The organism is Kineococcus sp. NPDC059986, from assembly GCF_040702905.1.
Classification (GTDB): Bacteria; Actinomycetota; Actinomycetes; order Actinomycetales; family Kineococcaceae; genus Kineococcus.
In genome coordinates this window covers 12362-34286 of the sequence record NZ_JBFBND010000008.1, presented here as the reverse complement: position 1 = coordinate 34286, position 21925 = coordinate 12362, and the positions used below count along the sequence as shown (strand labels likewise).

General features: G+C 73.9%; 15 protein-coding genes. 12 read left to right on the top strand and 3 right to left on the bottom strand.

Annotated elements, in window-relative coordinates:
• Positions 1-10: 10 nt before the first annotated feature.
• Together AB0637_RS08145 and AB0637_RS08140 are read right to left on the bottom strand one after the other, a co-directional pair.
• Positions 11-343: a hypothetical protein gene (locus AB0637_RS08145; RefSeq protein WP_366171162.1), complete on the bottom strand. Its 333-nt coding sequence runs from the start codon at positions 341-343 to the stop codon at positions 11-13.
• Positions 340-2292 (bottom strand): glycosyltransferase, encoded by a 1953-nt coding sequence (locus tag AB0637_RS08140; RefSeq protein WP_366171160.1) that lies wholly within the window; start codon positions 2290-2292, stop codon positions 340-342. Before AB0637_RS08140 ends, AB0637_RS08145 begins: the two co-directional genes overlap by 4 nt.
• A gap of 280 nt (positions 2293-2572) precedes the next feature.
• On the opposite strand from AB0637_RS08140, the gene AB0637_RS08135 reads away from it, so the two are divergent.
• The 12 genes from AB0637_RS08135 to AB0637_RS08080 all read left to right on the top strand — a co-directional run bounded on the left by AB0637_RS08135 (position 2573) and on the right by AB0637_RS08080 (position 15275).
• Positions 2573-4294 (top strand): ABC transporter substrate-binding protein, encoded by a 1722-nt coding sequence (locus AB0637_RS08135; protein WP_366171158.1) that lies wholly within the window; start codon positions 2573-2575, stop codon positions 4292-4294.
• Positions 4295-4322: 28 nt separating this feature from the next.
• A complete protein-coding gene (locus AB0637_RS08130) occupies positions 4323-5327 on the top strand; it encodes an ABC transporter permease (RefSeq protein ID WP_366171156.1) in 1005 nt (334 codons plus the stop codon).
• Entirely contained in the window at positions 5324-6253 is a 930-nt protein-coding gene (locus AB0637_RS08125; RefSeq protein WP_366171154.1) for an ABC transporter permease, read from the top strand. Before AB0637_RS08130 ends, AB0637_RS08125 begins: the two co-directional genes overlap by 4 nt.
• Positions 6250-7251, top strand: coding sequence for an ABC transporter ATP-binding protein (locus AB0637_RS08120; RefSeq protein WP_366171152.1), 1002 nt, complete (start codon positions 6250-6252; stop codon positions 7249-7251). The genes AB0637_RS08125 and AB0637_RS08120 overlap by 4 nt, the downstream gene beginning before the upstream one ends.
• Entirely contained in the window at positions 7248-8336 is a 1089-nt protein-coding gene (locus tag AB0637_RS08115; protein WP_366171150.1) for an oligopeptide/dipeptide ABC transporter ATP-binding protein, read from the top strand. The genes AB0637_RS08120 and AB0637_RS08115 overlap by 4 nt, the downstream gene beginning before the upstream one ends.
• Before the next feature lie 96 nt (positions 8337-8432).
• On the top strand, positions 8433-8765 hold the full coding sequence (gene mihF / locus AB0637_RS08110; protein ID WP_366171148.1) for an integration host factor, actinobacterial type: 333 nt from the start codon (positions 8433-8435) through the stop codon (positions 8763-8765).
• A 5-nt stretch (positions 8766-8770) separates the two neighbouring features.
• Positions 8771-9358 carry a guanylate kinase gene (gene gmk, locus AB0637_RS08105; RefSeq protein WP_366171146.1) on the top strand — a complete coding sequence of 196 codons (588 nt, stop codon included), beginning with the start codon at positions 8771-8773 and terminating at the stop codon, positions 9356-9358.
• 30 nt (positions 9359-9388) lie between these two features.
• Positions 9389-9652, top strand: coding sequence for a DNA-directed RNA polymerase subunit omega (gene rpoZ / locus AB0637_RS08100; protein ID WP_106206095.1), 264 nt, complete (start codon positions 9389-9391; stop codon positions 9650-9652).
• Entirely contained in the window at positions 9649-10938 is a 1290-nt protein-coding gene (gene coaBC, locus AB0637_RS08095) for a bifunctional phosphopantothenoylcysteine decarboxylase/phosphopantothenate--cysteine ligase CoaBC (RefSeq protein ID WP_366171143.1), read from the top strand. The genes rpoZ and coaBC overlap by 4 nt, the downstream gene beginning before the upstream one ends.
• Positions 10939-12138, top strand: a complete 1200-nt coding sequence (metK, locus tag AB0637_RS08090) for a methionine adenosyltransferase (protein ID WP_366171141.1) — start codon at positions 10939-10941, stop codon at positions 12136-12138. It begins immediately after the preceding gene.
• Complete coding sequence (locus AB0637_RS08085) at positions 12087-14204, top strand: primosomal protein N' (protein ID WP_366171353.1); 2118 nt, start codon at positions 12087-12089, stop codon at positions 14202-14204. The genes metK and AB0637_RS08085 overlap by 52 nt, the downstream gene beginning before the upstream one ends.
• Positions 14205-14264: 60 nt before the next feature.
• On the top strand, positions 14265-15275 hold the full coding sequence (locus AB0637_RS08080) for an aldo/keto reductase family protein (RefSeq protein ID WP_366171139.1): 1011 nt from the start codon (positions 14265-14267) through the stop codon (positions 15273-15275).
• A gap of 72 nt (positions 15276-15347) precedes the next feature.
• Here AB0637_RS08080 and AB0637_RS08075 read toward each other — a convergent pair whose 3' ends face one another.
• Positions 15348-21665 (bottom strand): pectinesterase family protein, encoded by a 6318-nt coding sequence (locus tag AB0637_RS08075; protein WP_366171137.1) that lies wholly within the window; start codon positions 21663-21665, stop codon positions 15348-15350.
• Positions 21666-21925 lie beyond the last annotated feature (260 nt).

Here is a 21925-nt window from a genome sequence, read left to right as displayed (position 1 = left end):
CGCGGGTCCCTCAGCGCGAGCTCTGCCAGGCGGCGAACTGCACCCCGGCGGCGGTCACCGCCGCCGGAAGGCCGAGCACCATCGCCACCGCGAACCCCCGGTGGGCACCGGTCACCGCTCCGGCGGCCTCGCCGGCCCACCGGGGGGCCGCCCCGACGAGACCGGCGAGCGCGCAGACGGCCAGCGCGGCGGCGAGTCCCCACGGGTCGGCCCACGTCGCCACGGCCAGCGCGGACGCCGCGGCCGCGCCGGGGACGAGGCGCCCGGACCGCAGGAACAGGACCGTCGCGAGCAGCCCCGCGGCCAGCGCGACGGCGGCGGCCGTGGTCATCGGCAGGGTCACGCCGTGACCTCCCGGACCTCGACGACCGGAGCCGGGGCGTCGGCGTGGTTCGTCAGCCCGTGCGTCGTCTTCTCCCAGTAGAACGGCCGGGTCACCAGCTGCCACAGCGCCTTGTACGCCGCGACGGAGTGCAGCACCCAGTAGGCGGGCGCGAGCACCGCGAAGGGGGCCAGGCGGTAGGCCCGGCGGCGGAACGTGGCGAGCAGGTTCAGGTACACGACGCCGGCGTTGCCCACGAGCAGACTCAGGAGGTTCACGAGCTGCAGCGCCGGTGTCAGTGCGGGCAGCAGGTGCGGTTCGGCCAGGCTGAGCCCGAAGACGGCCCACAGGACGGGCGCGCTGAGGAACGCCGCGGGGGTCCCCCCGATGAGCAGGACGAACGCGGCCGCCTGCTTCAGACCCACGGTCCGGACGAAGCGCAGCGGGTAGCGGCTGTGGACGAGGAACGTCTGCAGGTACCCCTTGATCCAGCGGCTGCGCTGCCGGATCCAGTTGCCGACGGCCTTGTTCGCCTCCTCGAAGGTCGTCGAGTCGATGACCGCGACCCGCCACCCGCGCGCGCTCGCCCGGATCCCGAGGTCGGCGTCCTCGGTGACGTTGTAGGGGTCCCACCCGCCGAGGGCGCGCAACCGGTCGGTCCGGAAGTGGTTGCTGGTGCCGCCCAACGGGATCGGCAACCCCAGCCGGTCCAGCCCCGGGAGCGTGTTGTCGAACCAGCTCGAGTACTCCAGCGTGAACATCCTCGTGAGGAGGTTCTCGTCCGGGTTGAAGTAGTTCAGCGCCGCCTGCACGCAGACGAGGTCCTGCCCGCCCTCCTCGAACGCGGCCACGGCGCGGCGCAGCTGCTGCGGTTCGGGGCGGTCCTCCGCGTCGTAGATGACGACGTACTCGCCGCGGGCGAACGCCAGCCCGATGTTGCAGGCCCGGGGTTTCGTGCGGGGCTGGGAGTCGGGCAGCACCAGGATGCGGACGGCCTCCGGCGGGGCGGCGGCCAGGGCGGCCTCGAGGGTCTCGGGGTCGTCCTCCTCCAGCAGCAGCAGGATCTCCAGCTTCTCGACCGGGTAGTCCAGGTGCGTCAGGTTGCGCATGAGGGACCCCACGACCTGCGCCTCCCGGTAGGCCGGGACGAGGACCGTCACGTGCGGCAGGTCCGCGTCGGCCGGTTGAGGCCCGTCCACACCGAGCCGGCTGGGCGGGGCGGCCGCCCCGACGAGGGAGACGACGAGCTTGCCCAGGACGCTGACGCCGAAGCCGATCGAGACGGCCACCACGAGCACCGCCACCAGCTGGTGCGGGACGAGGACCGCGGCGACGACGAGCAGTCCCAGCGCGACGACGAGCCCGGCCACCTGCCGCGGGGTGGCGACGCGGCTCGCGGACACCTCCGGGGCGTCCTCGGCGAGCGACCGGACCGCGAGGTGGACCAGCTGGTCGCGCCAGCCCGTCCGCAGCGCCCGGTGCACGTCCCAGTCGGTCGTCACGACCTGGTGGACGTCCTCGATCCCGGTCCGGGCGCGGACGGTCTCGGCGACCTCCTCCCGGGGGCGCCCCGCGACGGCCACCACGACGGTGCGGCGGCCGTCGTCGCCGGTCTGCACGCGCAGCGGAACCCACCCCTCCTGGGCCAGGTCGCGGGCGTCGAAGGCGGTCGCGAGGACCGGGTCGAGGTCGGTGGGTTCGACGAAGGCGAGCTCGGCGCCCCACACCGTGGCCAGCGCGCCGTAGAGGTCGCGCCGGGACACCAGCCCGGCGGCCAGCAGCACCGTGCCGAGCGGTTCGCCGACCTCCTCGCGGTGCTGCAGCGCCCACGCCAGGTCGCCGGGGGAGAGCAGCCTGCGCTCCACGAGGAGCGCGCCCAGCCGTCGACGCTGGGCGGCGGGCAGTCGGGTCGGGTCGGGTCGGTGACCGGGGGCGGGCGCCGGCACCGGCCGGGTGAGGTGTCCGGTCACCCCCAGGTCATCGGTGCCCCCGGGGGCCGCGGGGAGTCGCGGGACCGAGGACCACCCACTCGGCCCAGCGGCCGCCTCGGGGCAGATTGTCCAGCGCCCCCGCGCTCTGGCGGGGTCTGCGTCCACCGCCGGCCGTTCGTAACAACTGTGTGACGAGGGTGGGGCGGATTTGGTGAGCACTCAGGCATGTCCTAGCGTCTGCCCTCGCACGCCCGAGCAGGACCTTCCAGGACCGTACGCCGGAACGAGGACGTAGATGTCGCCGAAGACGCAGCCCGCAGTGCCCGAGCGAGACCCCGAACAGCACAGCCCCGCGCAGCGCTCGACCGTCACCCCCACGCGGCGGGCGTTCACGATCGCCTCCGTCGCGACGGCGGGGCTGGCCACGTTGTCCGCGTGCGCGAAGAGCGAGCGCGACGAGGGGGGCTCGGGCGGTTCCAGCGGTGGCAGCGCTCGGGACACCTTCGTCTTCGGCGGCTCGGCCGACCCGGACTCCCTGGACCCCGCCTTCGCCTCCGACGGTGAGACCTTCCGCGTCACGCGGCAGATCTTCGAGGGGCTCGTCTCCACGAAACCCGGCACGACCGACCTGGCCCCGTCGCTGGCCACGAAGTGGGAGACGTCCGCGGACGGCAAGTCCTACACGTTCACCCTGCAGGAGGGCGTGAAGTTCTCCAACGGCAAACCCTTCGACGCCGCGGCCGTCGTCGCCAACTTCGAGCGCTGGTACAACTTCCGCGGGGTCGCCCAGGGCGAGGACCTCGCGTACTACTACCGCTCGATCTTCCGCGGGTTCAAGACGAACGACGACCCCGCGCTGGGGACCTCCCTGTACGCCGGGGCGACGGCGAACTCCGACGGCACCGTGACCGTGAACCTCACGAACCCGTTCGCCGGGTTCCTCGCCTCACTCACGCTGCCCGCGTTCGCGATGCAGGAGACGTCGGCGGTCGAGGCCGGCGGCGGCAACGGCGCCGACGGCAAGGATCCCCGGCAGAGCACGTACGCGACCAGCGGTCCGGTGGGCACCGGTCCGTTCACGTTCAGCGCGTGGGAGCGTGGCCAGCAGGTCACCCTCAAGCGCAACGAGGAGTACTGGGGCGACAAGGCCAAGGTCGCCACCGCCGTCATCCGGGTCATCGGCGACGGCACGGCCCGCAAGCAGGCCCTGCAGAACGGCGACATCGACGGGTACGACCTCGTCGCCCCCGCCGACGTCGAGGCGCTGAAGTCGGCCGACTTCCAGATCCAGAACCGGCCGGCGTTCAACATCCTCTACCTCGGCATCAACCAGGCCTACGCCCCCCTCGGCGACCTCAAGGTGCGGCAGGCGATCGCGCACGCGATCGACAAGGAGGCCGTCATCAAGAACGCCCTCCCGTCGGGCACGAAGCCGGCCACGCAGTTCATGCCGGAGAACGTCATCGGCTGGAACGAGGGCGTCACGACGTACGACTACGACGTCGCCAAGGCCAAGCAGCTCCTCGCCGAGGCCGGCCAGACCGCGATCAACGTTCCGTTCAACTACCCGACGGGCGTCTCCCGGCCGTACATGCCGAACCCCGAGACGATCTACAACGCCATCAACCAGCAGCTCACCGCGGCCGGGATCACGACCACGCCGGTGGCCGAGCAGTGGACGCCGAACTACCTCGGCACCGTGCAGGGCGGGACGCAGCACGGGTTGCACCTGCTGGGGTGGACGGGCGACTACAACGACCCGGACAACTTCATCGGCGTGTTCTTCGGGGCGCAGACGAACGAGTGGGGCTTCAACGACCCCGGTCTGTTCGAGGCCCTCGCCAAGGCCCGGACCGTCACGACGGAGTCCGAGCAGGAGACGACGTACCAGGACATCAACGAGCAGATCATGACGCTGCTGCCGGGCATCCCGATCGCCAGCCCCGTCCCCTCGCTCGCCTTCGCCCCCGGGGTCGAGGGCTACACGGCGAGCCCCGTGCAGGACGAGGTCTGGAACACCGTCTCGGTCTCCGCCTCCTGATGGGCGCGACCGCACGGGAGGGGGCGGCGTGCTGACGCTCGTCGTGCGCCGTCTCGGCCTCCTCGTGGTCGTGCTGTTCGGGTTGTCGCTGCTGCTGTTCGCCTGGGTCCGGGCCCTTCCGGGGGACCCGGCCCGGGCGCTGCTGGGGGAGAAGGCGACCCCGGCCGGCATCGCGGAGGTCACCCGGCGGTACGGGTTCGACCAGCCGATCTGGCAGCAGTACCTCACCTACCTCGGGCGGTTGCTGCACGGCGACTTCGGCTCGTCCATCAACACGGGCGAACCCGTGGTGAAGACGTTCACCGAGCGGTTCCCCGCGACGATCGAACTGTCGGTCGCGGCGCTGCTGCTGGCGATCGTCGTGGGCATCCCGCTGGGGTACCTCGCGGCGCGCCGCCGCGGCGGCTGGCTCGACAACCTCGTCGTCGGCGGGTCGCTGCTCGGCGTCGTCGTGCCCGTGTTCTTCCTGGCCGTCATCCTCAAGTACGTCCTGGCCATCGAACTCGGGTGGTTCCCGACCTCGGGCCGGCAGAACGCGCGCATCGACGCCACCCACATCACGAACTTCTACGTCCTCGACGGGTTGCTCACCCGGGAGTGGGACGCGAGCTGGGACGCCGTCCTGCACCTCGTGCTGCCGGCGCTGGCCCTGGGGTCGATCCCGCTGGCCATCATCGTGCGCATCACCCGGGCCTCGGTCCTCGACGTCCTCGGCGACGACCACGTCCGCACGGCCCAGGCCAAGGGGTTGCCGCGGTCGGTCATCAGCCGCCGCCACGTCCTGCGCAACGCGCTCCTGCCCGTCTCGACGACGCTCGGCCTGCAGGCCGGGGCGCTGCTGTCCGGGGCGGTCCTCACCGAGACGGTGTTCTCCATCAACGGCATCGGCAGCTACCTGTTCGACGCCGTGACCCAGCTCGACTACCCGGTGCTGCAGGGGTTCATCCTCTTCATCGCCGTCGTGTACGCGCTCGTGAACCTCGTGGTGGACGTCAGCTACGGGTTCATCGACCCGAGGGTGAGGGTGTCGTGACCGCACTGGACGCGCTGACGCCGGCCGGCCCCGACGGGGCCGCGGGCGCGGCGACCGGCGAGGACGGCGTCGGCCCCTGGCAGTCGGCGTGGCGGCGGTTGCGCCGCAACCCCGCCGGGATCGTGGGCGCCGTCATCGTCCTGCTCTTCGTGCTCGTCGCCGCGGCGGCGCCGTTGCTGGCGCCGTACAAGCCTGCGACGTCGGAGTGGTTCGGGCAGGTCACGCCGACCTCGGTGCCCGGGCCCAGTGCCGAGCACGTGCTGGGGCTGGACTCCTTCGGCTCGGACCTGCTGACCCAGCTGCTCTACGGCGCCCGGTCCTCCCTCGTCATCGGCGTCGTCTCCACGGCGGTCGGCCTCGCGGCCGGCGCGTTCCTGGGGATCCTCGCGGGCGGCATCGGCGGCAAGGTCGACACGGTCGTCATGCGGGTCGTCGACGTCCTGCTGTCGATCCCGAGCCTGCTGCTCGCCGTGTCCGTCGCGGCCGTGCTCGGGCGCAACTCCTGGTCGATCATGCTGGCGATCTCGGCCGCCCAGGTCCCGATCTTCGCCCGGCTGCTGCGCGCCTCGTTGCTCGCCCAGCGCGGTCAGGACTACGTCGTCGCGCTGCGTTCGCTCGGCCTTCGCCGGCGCAGCATCGTCGTGGGCCACATGCTGCCGAACTCCCTGGGCCCCGTCCTCGTGCAGGCCACGCTGACGCTGGCCACGGCCGTCATCGAGGTGGCCGCGCTGAGCTTCCTGGGCCTCGGCGACCCGAACCCCGCCGTCGCCGAGTGGGGACGCATGCTCGTCACCGCCCAGGCCCGGCTCGACCAGGCGCCGCACCTGGCGCTGTACCCCGGTCTCGCAATCGCCGTCACCGCGCTGGGGTTCACCCTGCTCGGCGAGGCGCTGCGCGAAGCCCTGGACCCGAGGAGTTCGCGATGACGTTGCTCGAGGTCGACGACCTGCGGGTGACGTTCTCCCGCAAGGGCGCCCCCGACTTCACCGCCGTCGACGGCGTGTCCTTCGACGTGGACGCCGGCGAGGTCGTGGGGCTGGTCGGGGAGTCCGGCTGCGGCAAGTCCGTCACCTCGCTCGCGGTCATGGGGCTGCTGCCGCAGCGCTCGGCCCGGGTGAGCGGGGCCGTGCGCTTCGACGGCACCGACCTGCTGCGGGCCTCGGCCGGGCAGCTGGCCCGCCGGCGCGGCAAGGACCTGGCGATGGTGTTCCAGGACCCCATGACGTCGCTCAACCCCGTCCTGACGCTGGGCCGGCAGCTGACGGAGGTGCTGCGCACGCACACCGACCTGGACCGGACCGCGGCGAAGAAGGAGGCCGTCGAGCTGCTCGGGCGCGTCGGCATCCCCGACCCGCGCCGGCGGGTGGGGGAGTACCCCCACCAGCTGTCGGGCGGGATGCGCCAGCGCGTCCTCATCGCCATCGCGCTGGCCTGCTCGCCGCGGCTCATCATCGCCGACGAACCGACCACGGCCCTCGACGTGACGATCCAGGCGCAGGTCCTGGACCTGCTGACGGGGCTGGTGCGGGAGTCGGGGACCGCGATGGTCCTCATCACCCACGACCTCGGCGTCGTGGCGGGCACGTGCGACCGCGTCAACGTCCTGTACGCCGGCAAGGTCGTCGAGCAGGCCACCCGCGGGGAGCTGTTCGCCCGGCCCCGGCACCGGTACACGACGGGTCTGCTGGCCGCCGTCCCCCGCGTCGACGCCCCCGAGGGGACGGCCCTGCAGCCCGTGCCCGGCACGGTCCGGGACCGGTTGCCGTGGACGCAGGGGTGCGCGTTCGCCCCGCGGTGCGGCGCCGCCGACGACGCCTGCCGCGCCGGGGAGATCGCGCTGGAGGCCGCCGGTGGCATCGAGGGCGGCCCGTCCGGGCACCCCGCCCGGTGCGTGCACCCCGCCGACCTGGAGGTCTCCCGATGACCGTCCCGCCCACCACGCCGCCGGCCGACCCGCCGGAGGACGTCCTGCTGTCCGTGCGCGACCTGCAGGTCCACTACCCGATCCGGTCGGGGATCCTGCAGCGCCGCGTGGGGGCCGTGAAGGCCGTCGACGGCGTCTCCCTCGACGTCGTCCGCGGCACGACCTACGGCCTCGTGGGGGAGTCCGGCTGCGGGAAGTCCACCCTCGGGCGGGCCGTGCTGCGCCTGGAGGAACCCACCGCGGGCTCGGTGCACCTCGACGGCCGGGACGTCCTGGCCCTGGGCGCGGAGGAGCTGCGTCGCGAGCGCAGGCGCATGCAGATGGTCTTCCAGGACCCTCTGGCCAGCCTCGACCCGCGGCAGACCGTCGAGAGCGCGCTCGTCGAACCCCTGGCCGTGCACAAGGCGCCGGGGGGACCGACCGCGTGGCGGGCCCGCGTGCGGGGGCTGCTCGATCGGGTCGGGTTGCCGTCCGGGGCCGGGGCGAAGTACCCGCACGAGTTCTCCGGCGGTCAGCGCCAGCGCGTCGGGATCGCCCGCGCGCTCGTCCTGGACCCGGCGCTGCTGGTCGCCGACGAACCCGTCTCGGCCCTCGACGTGTCCGTCCAGGCGCAGGTCCTCGTCCTGCTCGAGGAGCTGCAGCGGGACCTGGGGCTGACGTACCTCGTCATCGCGCACGACCTGGCCGTGGTCAAGCACGTCTCGACGACCGTGGGCGTCATGTACCTCGGCGGGCTCGTCGAGGAGGGGCCGAGCGGTGAGCTGTACGAGCGCCCGCTGCACCCCTACACGCGGGCCCTGCTGTCCGCGGCCCCCGTGCCCGACCCCGTCGCGGAGGCCCGGCGCGAGCGCATCCGCCTCGTGGGGGACCTGCCCAGCCCGGCCGACCCGCCGACGGGCTGCCGCTTCCGGACCCGGTGCCCGTGGGTGCAGGAGACGCGCTGCCACGAGGAGCGGCCGCAGCTGCGCGTGCTCCCGGGACACCCCCCGCAGCACCGCGTCGCGTGCCACTTCGCGGAGGACATCGAGGCCGGCCGGCTGCTGCCGCACCGCGGTGCGGACCCCGCCGCGCTCGCCCGACCGTGAACGCGGACCCGCCGTTGCAGGCCCGTGACCTGGCTGGATAGGTTCACCCGGACCGCCGGCACCCGTCCTGCGAGCGCAACGACCTGAGGTGATGAAGTGGCTCTGCCTCCCTTGACCGCTGAACAGCGCGCCGCCGCCCTCGAGAAGGCGGCGGCGGCCCGTCGCGAGCGGGCCGAGGTCAAGCACCGCCTGAAGTACACCGGCGGCAGCCTGGAGGACGTCATCAAGGAGGGCCAGGAGAACGAGGTCCTCGGCAAGATGAAGGTCTCCGCGCTGCTGGAGTCGCTGCCGAACGTGGGCAAGGTCCGCGCGAAGCAGATCATGGAGGAGATCGGGATCTCGGAGTCCCGGCGGGTGCGCGGGCTGGGGGCCCACCAGATCGCCGCCCTCGTCGAACGCTTCGGCACCGCGGCCGGGAGCACGTCCTGAACGCTGTGCCGTCCCACGCGCAGCCCCACCGCCTCACCGTGCTGGCCGGCCCGACGGCCGTCGGCAAGGGGACCGTCTCGGCGGACCTGCGCGCGCGCTACCCCGACATCTGGATCTCCGTCTCGGCCACGACGCGGGCACAGCGGCCCGGCGAGGTCGACGGCGTGCACTACCACTTCGTCTCCGAGGAGACCTTCGACGGCTACGTGCGCGACGGCGAGCTGCTGGAGTGGGCCCGCGTCCACGGCCGGCACCGCTACGGCACACCCCGCGGGCCCGTCGAGGAGGTCCTCGCCTCGGGCCGTCCGGCGCTGCTGGAGATCGACCTCGCCGGTGCGCGCCAGGTCCGCCAGGCCACGCAGGGCACCGAGCTGGAGGCCGGTTTCGTCTTCCTCGCCCCGCCCAGCTGGGACGAGCTGGTGCGCCGGCTCGTCGGCCGCGGCACCGAGACGGAGGAGGAGCGGGAGCGCCGGTTGGCCACCGCGCGCGTCGAGCTGGCCGCCGAACCGGAGTTCGACGTGACCATCTACAACGACGACGTGCAGCGCGCCACCGACGAGCTCGTAAGATGGATGGGTCTGCCGGTCAGCTGACGGCAGCCCCCAACGCTAGGAGACACCATCGTGGCCGGAACCGTCGCGGCTCCCGAGGGCATCACCAACCCGCCGATCGACGACCTGCTGACGGTCGCCGACTCCAAGTACGCCCTGGTGATCTACGCGGCCAAGCGCGCCCGCCAGATCAACGCGTACTACTCCCAGCTCGGCGAGGGCCTGCTGGAGTACGTCGGCCCGCTCGTGGAGACCCACGTGCAGGAGAAGTCCCTGTCGGTCGCCATGCGCGAGATCAACGAGGGTCTGCTGACCTCGGAGCCCATCGAACAGTGAGCGACCAGCCCGTTCCCGCCCCCCGGGCACCCCGCGTGGTCCTGGGGGTCGCGGGCGGGATCGCCGCCTACAAGGCGGCCCTGCTCCTGCGGGAGCTCAGCGAGACCGGGCACGACGTCACCGTCGTGCCCACCGCCGCCTCCGAACGCTTCGTGGGGCGCGCGACGTGGGAGGCCCTGTCCGGCAAGCCCGTCGCGACCGACGTCTGGACCCACGCCGACGAGGTGCCGCACGTCCGGCTCGGCCGGCACGCGGACCTCGTCGTCGTCGCCCCCGCGACCGCGGACCTGCTGGCCCGCGCCGCGCACGGCCTGGCCGACGACCTCCTGACGAACGTCCTGCTGACGGCGACGTGCCCCGTCCTGCTGGCCCCGGCCATGCACACGGAGATGTGGCTGAACCCGGCGGTGCAGGCCAACGTCGCGCTGCTGCGCTCGCGCGGCGTCACCGTCCTGGACCCGGCCTCGGGTCGCCTCACCGGTGCCGACTCCGGTCCCGGCCGGCTCCCCGAACCCGCCGACATCGCCGCGGCCTGCCGCCGGCTGCTCGGCTCGGGGTCCCGCGGCCGTGACCTCGCGGGGCGCCGCGTCGTCGTCTCCGCCGGCGGCACCCGCGAGCCGCTCGACCCCGTCCGCTTCCTCGGCAACCGCTCCTCGGGGCGGCAGGGGATCGCGCTGGCCGCCGCCGCGGCCGCCCGCGGCGCGCACGTGACGCTCGTCGCGGCGCACGTGGAGGTGCCCGCCCCCGCGAGCGTCGACGTCGTCGGCGTCCAGACCGCCGCGGAACTCGCCGAGGCCGTGCAGTCCCGCGCCGCCGGCGCGGACGTCGTCGTCATGGCCGCGGCCGTGGCGGACTTCCGTCCCTCGGCGCGCGCGACGTCGAAGATCAAGAAGTCCGACGACCCGGCCCGCGACCCCGTTGTCGTGCTCGAACGCAACCCCGACGTGCTCGCCGGTCTCGTGGCCGACCGCGCCGGGCGGAGCCCGGTGCTCGTGGGGTTCGCCGCCGAGACGGGCGACGAGACCGGGTCCGTCCTCGACCACGGCCGCGCCAAGCTCGTCCGCAAGGGCTGCGACCTGCTCGTGCTCAACGAGGTCGGGGAGACGAAGGGGTTCGCGACACCGACGAACGCCGTGACGATCCTGGGTCGCGACGGGAGCGAGCGCGAGGTCGCCGAGACGAGCAAGGACGTGGTGGCCGATGCGGTGTGGGACGCCGTCGTGCCTATGCTTCCTCCCGTCGTCCCGACACCCCTCCCGCCGTCTGACCTCTCCCCTGGAGCCTGAGTGACCACCCCGTTGCGCCTGTTCACCTCCGAATCGGTCACCGAGGGGCACCCGGACAAGATCTGCGACCAGATCTCCGACGGCGTCCTCGACGCGCTGCTGGAGCAGGACCCGCGCAGCCGCGTCGCGGTCGAGACGATGGTGACGACCGGGCTCGTCCACGTGGCCGGCGAGGTCACGACCGAGGCCTACGCCGACATCCCGACGATCGTGCGCCGCACGCTGCTGGAGATCGGGTACGACTCCTCCGCCAAGGGCTTCGACGGCCGCACCTGCGGTGTCGAGGTGTCCATCGGCTCGCAGTCCCCGGACATCGCCCAGGGCGTCGACGAGGCGTACGAGAACCGCGTCGGCGGCGGCGTCGACCCCCTCGACCTGCAGGGGGCCGGCGACCAGGGCCTCATGTTCGGCTACGCGTGCGACGACACCCCCGAGCTCATGCCGCTGCCGATCCACCTGGCGCACCGGCTGTCCCAGCGCCTGTCCGAGGTGCGCAAGAAGGGGGAGATCCCCTACCTGCGCCCCGACGGCAAGACTCAGGTGACCATCGGCTACGACGGCGACCGCGCGGTCCGCCTCGACACCGTCGTGCTGTCGACGCAGCACGAACCCGACGTCGACCTCGTCAAGACGCTGACGCCCGACGTGCGCCGCTTCGTCATCGAACCCGTGCTCGAGGGCCTCGACCTCGACACCTCCGACATCCGGCTGCTCGTGAACCCGACGGGCCGCTTCGAGATCGGCGGGCCCATGGGCGACGCGGGCCTGACGGGCCGCAAGATCATCGTCGACACCTACGGCGGGATGGCCCGCCACGGTGGCGGCGCGTTCTCCGGCAAGGACCCCTCGAAGGTCGACCGGTCGGCCGCCTACGCCATGCGCTGGGTCGCCAAGAACGTCGTCGCGGCGGGGCTGGCCACGCGCTGCGAGGTCCAGGTCGCCTACGCCATCGGCAAGGCGCAGCCCGTCGGGCTGTACGTCGAGACGTTCGGCACCGAGACGGTCCCCAGCGGCCGGATCGAGGCCGCCATCCGCGAGGTGTTCGACCTGCGCCCCGCGGCGATCGTGCGCGACCTGCAGCTCCTGCAGCCGATCTACGCCCCGACCGCCGCGTACGGCCACTTCGGCCGTGAGCTGCCCGGCTTCAGCTGGGAGCGCACCGACCGCGTCGACGCGCTGCGCGCCGCGACGGGGAGCTGAGCACCGAGGGGGAGGCCCAGCCCGCGCTCGACGGGCTGGGTCCGCAGGCCTCGACGACGCGTCCGAAGAAGGCGCGTCCCACGGCGCGCCGCGCGAAGGCGCCCGAGGACGTCACGACGACCGACCCGGTCGCCCGCGTCCTCGTCAGCTCCGCCCTGCCCCACCTGGACCGGCCCTTCGACTACCTCGTCCCGGCGTCGATGGAGCACACCGCCGAACCGGGTCGCCTCGTGCGCGTGCCGTTCGCGGGCACCGACGCCGAGGGCTACGTCCTGGAACGGCTGGCGAGCACCGAGCACACGGGCCGGATGGCGCGGCTTCGGCGCGTCGTGTCGGGCCTGCCCGTCCTGTCACCGGCGACGCTGGAGCTGTGCCGGCGGGTCGCGGCCGAGTACGGCGGCACGCTGTCCGACGTCGTGCGCCTCGCGGTGCCCGGTCGGCACGCGGGAGCCGAGGAGAAGGTGCTGGGCGCCGACCCCGTCCGCCACGACCCGGTCGCGTTGGGTCCGGACCTCCTCGGCTGGGAACGGCACCAGGCGGGTCCGGCGTTCCTCGCCCACGTCCGCGACGGGCACTCCCCGCGGGCCGTGGCGACCTTCGCCCCGGGCAGCGACCCGTTCGCGCTCCTCGCCCTCGCCGCCCGTGCGGCGCTGGCCTCGGGACGCACGGCGCTGCTCGTCGTCCCCGACCACCGCGACCTCGACCGGCTCGGGGTGGCGCTGGACCGCGTGGTGCCCGAGGGGCACGTCCGGCTGGAGGCCGACCTCGGCCCGGCGGTCCGCTACCGCTCCTTCCTCGAGGCCCTGACGGGCCGGGCCCGCGTCGTGGCCGGCACCCGCGCGGCCGTCTTCGCGCCCCTGCCGAACCTCGGTCTCGTCGCGGTCCTGGAGGACGGCGACGACTCGCACGCCGAGCAGCGCGCGCCCTACCCGCACGTGCGCGAGGTCGCGGTCCTGCGCGCCGAGCAGGCCGGTGCGGCGGCCCTGTTCGCGGGCTGGACGCGGACGGCCGAGACGCAGCTGCTCCTGGAGTCCGGGTGGGCCCGGCCCGTCCTCGCCGGCCGGGACTCCGTCCGCGCGACGTCGCCGCGCATCGCCATCGCCGGCACGTCCGGCCCGGACGCGCAGGACCCGCTGGCCGCAGCGGCCCGCCTGCCCAGCGACGGCTGGCGCGTCCTGCGGGACGCCGTCCGGCGCGGACCCGTCCTCGTCCAGGTGCCCCGGACCGGGTACGTGCCGACCCTGGCCTGCCAGACCTGCCGGGAACCGGCCCGCTGCACGTCGTGCCACGGTCCACTCGCGGTGCCGGACGCGGGGGAGCGCGCGACGTGCCGCTGGTGCGGTCGGCCCGCCACGGACTGGACCTGCGGGCACTGCGGCGACAACCGCTTCCGGGCCGTCGTCACGGGGGCGCGCCGCACGGCCGAGGAGCTCGGCCGCGCCTTCCCCGGGGTCGACGTCCGGACCTCCGGGGGGTCGCACGTCCTGGACGTCGTCCCCGACGGCCCGTCGCTCGTCATCGCCACGCCCGGGGCCGAACCCGTTGCGCCGCAGGGTTACGCCGCGGCGCTCCTGCTCGACGGCTGGGCGCTGCTGGCGCGGCCGGACCTGCGGGCCGCCGAAGAGGCGTACCGCCGGTGGACGGCAGCGGCCGCGCTCGTGCAGCCCGCCTCGACCGGTGGCGCCGTCGTGCTCGTGGCCGACCCGCAGGCCCCGCCGGCCCAAGCGCTCGTGCGGTGGGACCCCGCCGGGTTCGCCGAGCGCGAGCTGACCCAGCGCCGCGAGCTGGACCTGCCGCCGGCGGCACGGTTCGCCGGGCTCATCGGGCCCGCCGCCGACGTCGAGGAGTTCGTCGCCGCGCTGCCGCCGCTGCCGGGGGTGCGGGTCCTGGGGCCGCTGCCCGTGCCGGACCGCCCCGGCCAGGCCCCCGCGGTGCGCAGCGTCGTGCGCGTCCCGCGGGAGCACTCCGCCGAGCTCGCGACCGCCGTCAAGACGGTCACGGCCGGGCGCAGCGTCCGCAAGCTCCCCCTCGTGCGGGTGCGGGTGGACCCGCTCCAGATCGGTTGAGGAAGCGCGGGCAGACCGGTTGGGGGCGCGCGCGCCCGGGCCCGGGTGGAGGGTGGCGGTGTGGAGTTCCGACACCTCGGCCGTTCCGGCCTCAAGATCAGCGAGATCACCTACGGCAACTGGCTGACCCACGGGTCCCAGGTGGAGAACGAGGCGGCGGTCGCGTGCGTGCACGCGGCGCTCGACGCCGGCATCTCGACCTTCGACACCGCGGACGTCTACGCCAACACCGCCGCCGAGACCGTCCTGGGGGAGGCGCTCAAGGGACAGCGGCGGGAGTCCCTGGAGATCCTCACCAAGGTCTTCGGCCCCATCGGCCCCAAGGGCAAGAACGACACCGGCCTGTCGCGCAAGCACGTCCTGGAGGCGTGCGAGGGGTCGCTGCGCCGGCTCGGCACCGACCACATCGACCTCTACCAGGCGCACCGCTACGACTACGCGACGCCGCTGGAGGAGACGATGCAGGCCTTCGCCGACCTCGTGCGGCAGGGCAAGGTCCTCTACGTCGGCGTCAGCGAGTGGACCGCGGAGCAGCTGCGCGCCGGCGCCGAGCTGGCCAAGGACCTCGGCATCTCGCTCGTCTCGAACCAGCCGCAGTACTCGATGCTGTGGCGCGTCATCGAGGGCGAGGTCGTGCCGACCTCGAAGGAGCTGGGCATCAGCCAGGTCGTGTGGTCGCCCATCGCGCAGGGCGTCCTGACCGGCAAGTACACGCCGGGCGGTGAACTGCCCGCGGGGTCCCGCGCCACCGACGACAAGGGTGGCGCGAACATGATCAAGCGGTGGATGCGGGACGACGTCCTGTCCCGGGTCCAGGAGCTGAAGCCGATCGCCTCGGACCTGAACCTGTCGATGGCCCAGCTCGCCGTCGCCTGGGTGCTGCAGAACGAGAACGTCGCCACCGCGATCATCGGGGCCTCCCGCCCCGAGCAGGTGCACGACAACGCTGCCGCCGCCGGGGTGACGATCCCCGCCGACGTCCTCGAGCGCATCGACGCCGTCCTCGGCGAGGTCGTCGAACGCGACCCGGCCAAGACCCACGAGTCCTCGCCCAAGCAGCGCGAGGTCTGAGCCAAGCCCGTCCGCGAACGCGCAGAGCCACCACCCGTGTCGGGTGGTGGCTCTGCGCGCGTCGGCCTCGGCTCAGGACCGCGGGTACCAGTCCCCGCTGCCCAGCCACGCCTCGACCGTCACGGCCGCGGCGGCGTCGGCGCTCAGCTGCGGCCGGGTGGCCGTCGCTGCCGGCACCGACCCGGCACCGGTGTTCGCGAACTCCGAGAACCGGGCGTCGGTCCACAGGGTGGCACCGTTGTTCTGCCACGGGCTGGACTTGATGCCCGCGTTCAGGACGGTGTCGCGGACCACCATCTCGGAGTTGTTGCGCCCGTTGAACGGCGACTGCGCGTACGGCCGGGCGAACCGGACGTCCGAGACACCCGCGGCCGGGGCCACCGTCGAGCCGGTGACGAGGAACCCGTGGCCGTCGTCGGCGGTCGTGGCCGGCGTGGCCAGGAACGCCGAGACCGCCGTCGGCACCAGGGTCGACCCGCGCACCACGAGCGCGGCCCGCCCGAACAGCAGGTCCGAGGCCGCCGTGATCCGGGAGGAGTCCACGAGCTGGTGGGCCGTCGCCCCCGCCGTCGGGACGTCCGCCCACAGGGCCCGGACGCCGTTGGTGGAGATGACCGTGCCCTGCAGGACGATCCGGTCACCGGTGGTCCACACCGCCGGCGCCTGCAGCGACGTCGGCGCCGTGCCCGCGGGGACGGGCGCCGAGTTGGTCACCGACACCCCGCGCAGCGTCACCGAGGAACCGTCCACCCGCAGGGTCGCGGCGTTGCCGGTGACGGTGCTCGTGAGCACGACGTCGGCCGGGTTCCCCGTCGAGCCCAGGACGGTGATCCCGTTGCCGGAGATGCTCGTCGTCCCGGTGTAGGTGCCCGGGCGGACCGAGATCGTCCACGGCCGGCCGGCGGCCGCGTCGACCGCGGCCTGCAGCGAGGTGTACTGCCCGCTGCCGTCGGCCGCGACGACCGCGTCGATCCGGACCTGCGGGGTGGCGCTCGCCGCTGCGGACAGCGCCGACTCGTGGCCCGCCGCGTCCACCGCGGTGACCGCGAACGACGCCGCGGTGCCGTTGACCAGACCGCGCACGGTGTACCCGGCGGCGGTCAGGTCGGTCGTGGTGACCCGCACGGGGTCACCGGTGCCGAGGCGGTACACCCGGTAGCCGACGACATCGGCCTCCGGCGACTCCGCCCAGCCGAGCGCGACGGTGCCGTCACCGGCGTTCGCCGTCACGACCGGGGCCGCGGGTGCGACGTCGGCCGAGGGGGCGCCCACGACGGGGTTCCAGCCGTCGGTGCCGGCCAGCCAGCTCGCCGGGGTGGTCGCCGCGGCGACGTCGTCGGTGAGCTGGGGACGACCCGCGGTCACCGCGGCGCCGGGCCCGGTGGTGCCGTGCTCGGCGAAGCGGCCGTCGGTCCAGGCGTTCGGCGCGAAGTCCGCCCACGGTGCGGCGGTGGTGAACCCGGCCGCCATCCACGAGTCGAGGATCCACGTCTGCCCGCGGGAGTCGTCGGCGTAGGCGCCGTCGCTCCAGGCCCGCCACGGCCGTCCCAGGAAGAACGACCCGGAGTTCGCCGAGGTGAACCGGCTGTCGACGACGAGGTAGCCCTTCGCCTTCACGGCCGTGCTCGGGGCGAACACCGTCCCGCCGCTCTTGGCGGTGGAGACGAACGTCGTGCGGTCGAAGACCGCGGTGGCCCGGCCGAAGACGTAGTCGACGTTGCCCTGCACGACGCTGTCGACGAAGTACTGGCGCGGGTAGCCGCTGCCGTCGGCGCTGATGTTCCCGGCGGCGTCGGCGTTCAGGGTGTCCTGGGCGCCGAGGAGGCGGACGTGGGAGTAGACCTGCTCGTCCCCGAGCGAACGCAGGGCGACGGCCTGGGTGTTGTACGGGCCGATCTCGGGGTGGGCGGCGGCGTCGAAGGTGTTGGCGACGGTGAGGTCGCGCACCTGGACGTTGGACCCGGACAGGGTGAGGACGGCGCTGCCGGCCGTCCCGCACGTCGTCGAGGTGACCGCGGGGCACGTCGTGGCGCCCTTGGCGGTGCCGTTGGCGTTGTCGTAGGTGATGACGACGTCGGCGGGGTTCCCCGTCGCGCCGAGCAGCACGAGGTTCTTGCGTGGGGAGGAGACGACCTCGCGGTAGGTGCCCGCGGCGATCGAGACCACCGTGGGGTCGGTCGCGGTCCCGTCCGGCAGCGCGGCCAGCGCCGCCCCGAGGGTCCGGTAGTCCCCGGAGCCGTCGGCCGCGACCGTGGCGTCGACGACGAGCGGGGCCGGGGCCGGGGTGACGGTGACGGTGACCGGGGCCGAGGTCCGCCCGGCGGCGTCGAGCGCGACGACCGCGTAGGTGTACGGCGTGCCGTTGGTCAGCCCGGTGTCGGCGAACGTGGCCTTGGCGACGGTGCCCACGAGGGTCGCGTCGGTGAGCGCCGGGGCTGCGGTGCCGGCGGCGCGGAACACCCGGTACCCGACGACGTCGGACGCGGCCGACTCCGTCCAGGTCAGCGTGGCCCGGCCGTCGTCCCCGGCCACCTGCAGACCGGCCAGGGCCGCGGGGGCCTGCCCGGCGCCCACCGGGCGGACGGGGTTCCAGCCGTCGGTGCCGGCGAGGTAGTTCTCGGCGGTGAACGTCGCGGCGTCGGCGGCCGACAACTGCGGCGCGTAGACCGAGGCCGGACGGGTCGCGCCGGGGCCGGTGTTGCCGAACTCGGCGAACCGGGCCTCCTGCGGGGTGGTGGTGTACCCGGAGTTCACCATCGACGTCCACGGTTCGGTCGTGCGCACGACCGGCCCGAGCCAGGAGTCGCGCACGACGACCTGGGCGCTGGCGGCGGTGTTGCGCCCGGTGGTCCCGTCGGGGTTGGTGATCCCCGGCTGCCACGGGCGGCCGAGGTTCTGCGACCCGTCGGGGGCGTTGCCGGTGATGCGGCTGTTCGTGACGAGGACCCCGAAGCGGGTGCCCTGGTCCGTGCTGGCCGCGGTCACCGCGCCGTTGGGGTTCGTGCCGTGGTCGTTGGCGAACAGGGTGCTGCGGTCGAACACGACGGTGCCGCGACCGAACACGAAGTCGACGTCACCCTCGACGTAGGAGTTCACGAAGTACGAGCGGCCGGGAGCCGTCGTGCTCGCCGAGTTCGCGTACAGGGTGTCCTGGTCGCCGAGCAGGCGGACGTCGTCGAAGACCAGCCGGTCCCCGGCCGTGCGCAGCGCGACGGCCTGGCCGTTGGCGTAGGTGCCCTCGACGTAGGCGTTCTCCACCGTCAGGTGGCGGAACTGCACGTTGTTCGCCGTGACGGCGACGGTCGCGCTGCCGGAGGTGCCGTAGGTGCCGGTGCCGTCGGGCAGCGGAGTTCCCGCCGCCCGGTTGCCCGTGATGACGACGTCGGCCGGGTTCCCGGTCGCGCCGAGCAGGACGATCCCCGGCGTGGCGACGGTGAGGTACTCGGGGTACCGGCCCGCGGCGACGCTGATGACCGTCGGCTGGGCGGTGGTGCCCGCGGGGGCGGCGGCCAGGGCGGCGGCGATGGTGCGGAAGTGCGTCGCGTCCGGCGTGGCGGCCGGGTCGACGAACAGGCTCGCCACGAGCGGCGCCGCGACGGCGGTGACCGTCACCGGCGCGCTCGGGGCCGAGGCGACACCGGCGCGGTTCACGGCCGCGACGGTGTACCGGTAGGTCGCGCCCGGCGTGACCGTGGAGTCGGTGAACGTGGGCGCTGCGACGGTGCCGAGGTCGGTGACGGTCCCGTCGGCGGCGGTGCGGGCGACCTTCCACCCGACGACGTCGGCGGCCGTCGTGCCGTCCCAGCCGAGGTGGACGGCACGGTCCTCCCCGGCGGCGACGACGCCGACGGGGGTCGCGGGCACGGCCGCGACGACCGCGGGGTGCGCCACCGTCGGGTCCCACCCGTCCGACCCGGCCAGGTACTTCGCCGGCGTCGCGGCGGCCGCGGCGCTCGCGGTCAGCTGCGGGCGGTTGGCGTTGACCCCGGCGCCGGGGCCGGTGCTGCCGAACTCGGCGAAGCGGGCGTCGTTCCAGCGGAAGTCGACCTTGGTGCCCGAGGAGTTCGTGGAGGACATGTCCTCCCACGGCTGGGCCGTGTCGATCGCGGCGGGCAGCCAGGTGTTCTTGAACGTGACCTGCGCGATGGCGTCGGGGTCGGCCGAGGGGTGCCACGGCCGGCCGAGGTGGACGGTGCCGGGTGCGGCGTCGCTGACGACCTTGGAGTTCTGGACGAGGAACCCGTACTTGCTGCCCGTGTCCGTGCTGGCCGCGGTGATGGCGCCGTTGTCGGCCTTCCCGCGGTCGAGGGAGTGGAACACGGTGTTGTCGAAGACCGCCGTCGCGGCGCCGAACACGTAGTCGACGTCACCCTCGATGAACGAGTTGACGTAGTACTGCCGCACGCGCGTGGTGGGTTTCGGGGTGTCGGCCAGCAGGGTGTCCTGGTTGCCGAGGAGGCGGACGTGGTCGGCGACGAAGTGGTTGCCCTCCACCCGCAGCGCGACGGCCTGCTCCTTGTCGAGGTCCTGGGCCTTCTCGTCGAAGGAGTTCTGGACCGTGAGGTGCTGGAACGTCACCTCGGGGGCGTCGACGAACACCGTCCAGCTGCCGGCGGTGCCGTACGGCTGGCCGTCGCTCGGGTCGATCTGGCCCGACGCCTTGTCGTCGTCGATGACCACGTCGGCGGGGTTCCCGGTGGCGCCCACGAGCGTGAGGTACGGGGAGCTGATCCGGACGCTCTCGTGGTACGTGCCGGCGGCGACGGTGATGCGCGTCGGGGTGACGTTGCTGTTCGGGACCGCGGCGACGGCGGCCGCGACGGTGCGGAAGTGCGTCGCGTCCGGGGTCTGCGCCGGGTCGACGACGAGTTCGCGGTAGGTCACGACGAGGGGGACGGGGGAGGTGGTCGACGTCCCGGAGACGGTGGCCGACACCTTGGAGACGTTGCCCAGGGTGTCGCTCGCGCTCACGCGGTAGTAGCTCGCCACACCCTTGGGCGCGCTGGTGTCGGCGAACGTCGCGGCACCGGTGGCGGGGACGGTGCCCAGGACCGCGTACGTGCCGGAGGAGGACGAGGCGCGGGAGACGGTGTAGCCCGCGAGGTCGGTCTCCTTGCCGGGGGTCCACGACAGCACCAGACCGTGCGGGTCGGTGCCGGTGGTGGCGGCGACCTTGAGGCCGGTGACCTGTGCGGGGGCCACCATCGGGTTGTTCGCGGTGACGGCGGTGTAGCCGGACAGGCCCTTCGCGTTCCAGGCGTAGATCCGGTAGTAGCTGGTGGTGCCCTCGCTCGCGTCGCGGTCGGTGAAGGACGTTCCGGAGAACAGGTCCCCGGCCGTGGGCACGAGCGTCTTGCCGCACTCCCCGGCGCCGGTGGGCTTCCCCGTGACGGGGCTCCACACCTGGTAGCTGCGGGCGTCGTCCTGACCGCCGATGCGCTTGCAGACGACGTACCCGGTGGCGCCCTTGGCGGCGCCCCAGGAGATCGTCGCGACCCCGCCGGAGATGACGGCCTTGCCCGAGGACGGCGTCGACGGCGTCGCGGTGGGCGTGGGGGTGGGCGTCGCGGTGACCGTGGGGGTCGCGGTGGGCACGGCGGTCGGGACCGCGGTGGGCACAGCGGTCGGTCCCGCGGTGGCGGTGGGCGCCGGGGTCGGGGTGGTGACGGGGGTTGCCGCGGCGGTGCGGGTGGCGCTCGTCGAGGCGGCCGAGGAGGCGTTGCCGGTGCGGTCCACGGCGAGGACCCAGTAGGTCGACTTCCCCGCCGGGGCGGTGGTGTCGGTGTAGGAGCCGCCGCCCTTGGCGGTGGCGTCCACGGTGGCCAGCGGCGTGGCCGGGCGGGTGGAGGTCGCGGCGCGGTAGACGCGGAACGCGGTGCTGTCGGGGACGGGGACGGAGGACCACGTGAGGGTGGTCGCGGCGGCCGTCGTCTTCACGGACAGGGAGGAGGGGGTGGCGGGCGCGGTGGTGTCGGTGGTCCGGACCGAGACGGCCGAGGACAGCTTCGAGGCGTTCCCGCTCGTGTCGACGGCCCGCACGGCGTAGTAGGCGCGGCCGCCGTCGGCGGAGGCGGCGTCGAGGGCCGACAGGTCGCGCGTGCGCAGCAGGGGGGTGCCGCCGGCGACGACGCTGGACGTCGCGCCGCGGAACACCTCGTAGTGGTCGAGGTCGGAGGCGGACACCTTGCCCCAGGAGACCTGGGAGCCGACGCCGCCGAAGTAGGTCACCGTGACCGACGACGGGACGCCGGGGGGCGAGGTGTCGGCGGCCGAGGCCGACGGGGCGGCGACGAGCAGCCCGGCGAGGGCCAGGGCGGTCGTGCCGCCGGCCAGCAGTCGGCCGCGGCGACGGCGCCGGGGGCCTGCGGCCGGGGGGACGGGGTGGGGCATGAGGACTCCGAGGGTTCCGGGCGTGCCCTGAGCGGCACGGATCGTGTGGAGTATGCGTGAAGACTCAACCGGTGGAACCGCTTTCCGGACATTGGTCCCGTGAACCCCGGCGCCAAGCGTCGATCCTCGTCCGGCGGCGGATCGACCGGTGTCCCTCGCGCAGTCGAGTCGCCGCGGCGGCGAGTGATCGGGCGGTCACCGCTCGTCGACATCGGTGGTGGTGGCTCGGGGCCACAGGCCCCACCGGGCCCCGACTCAGG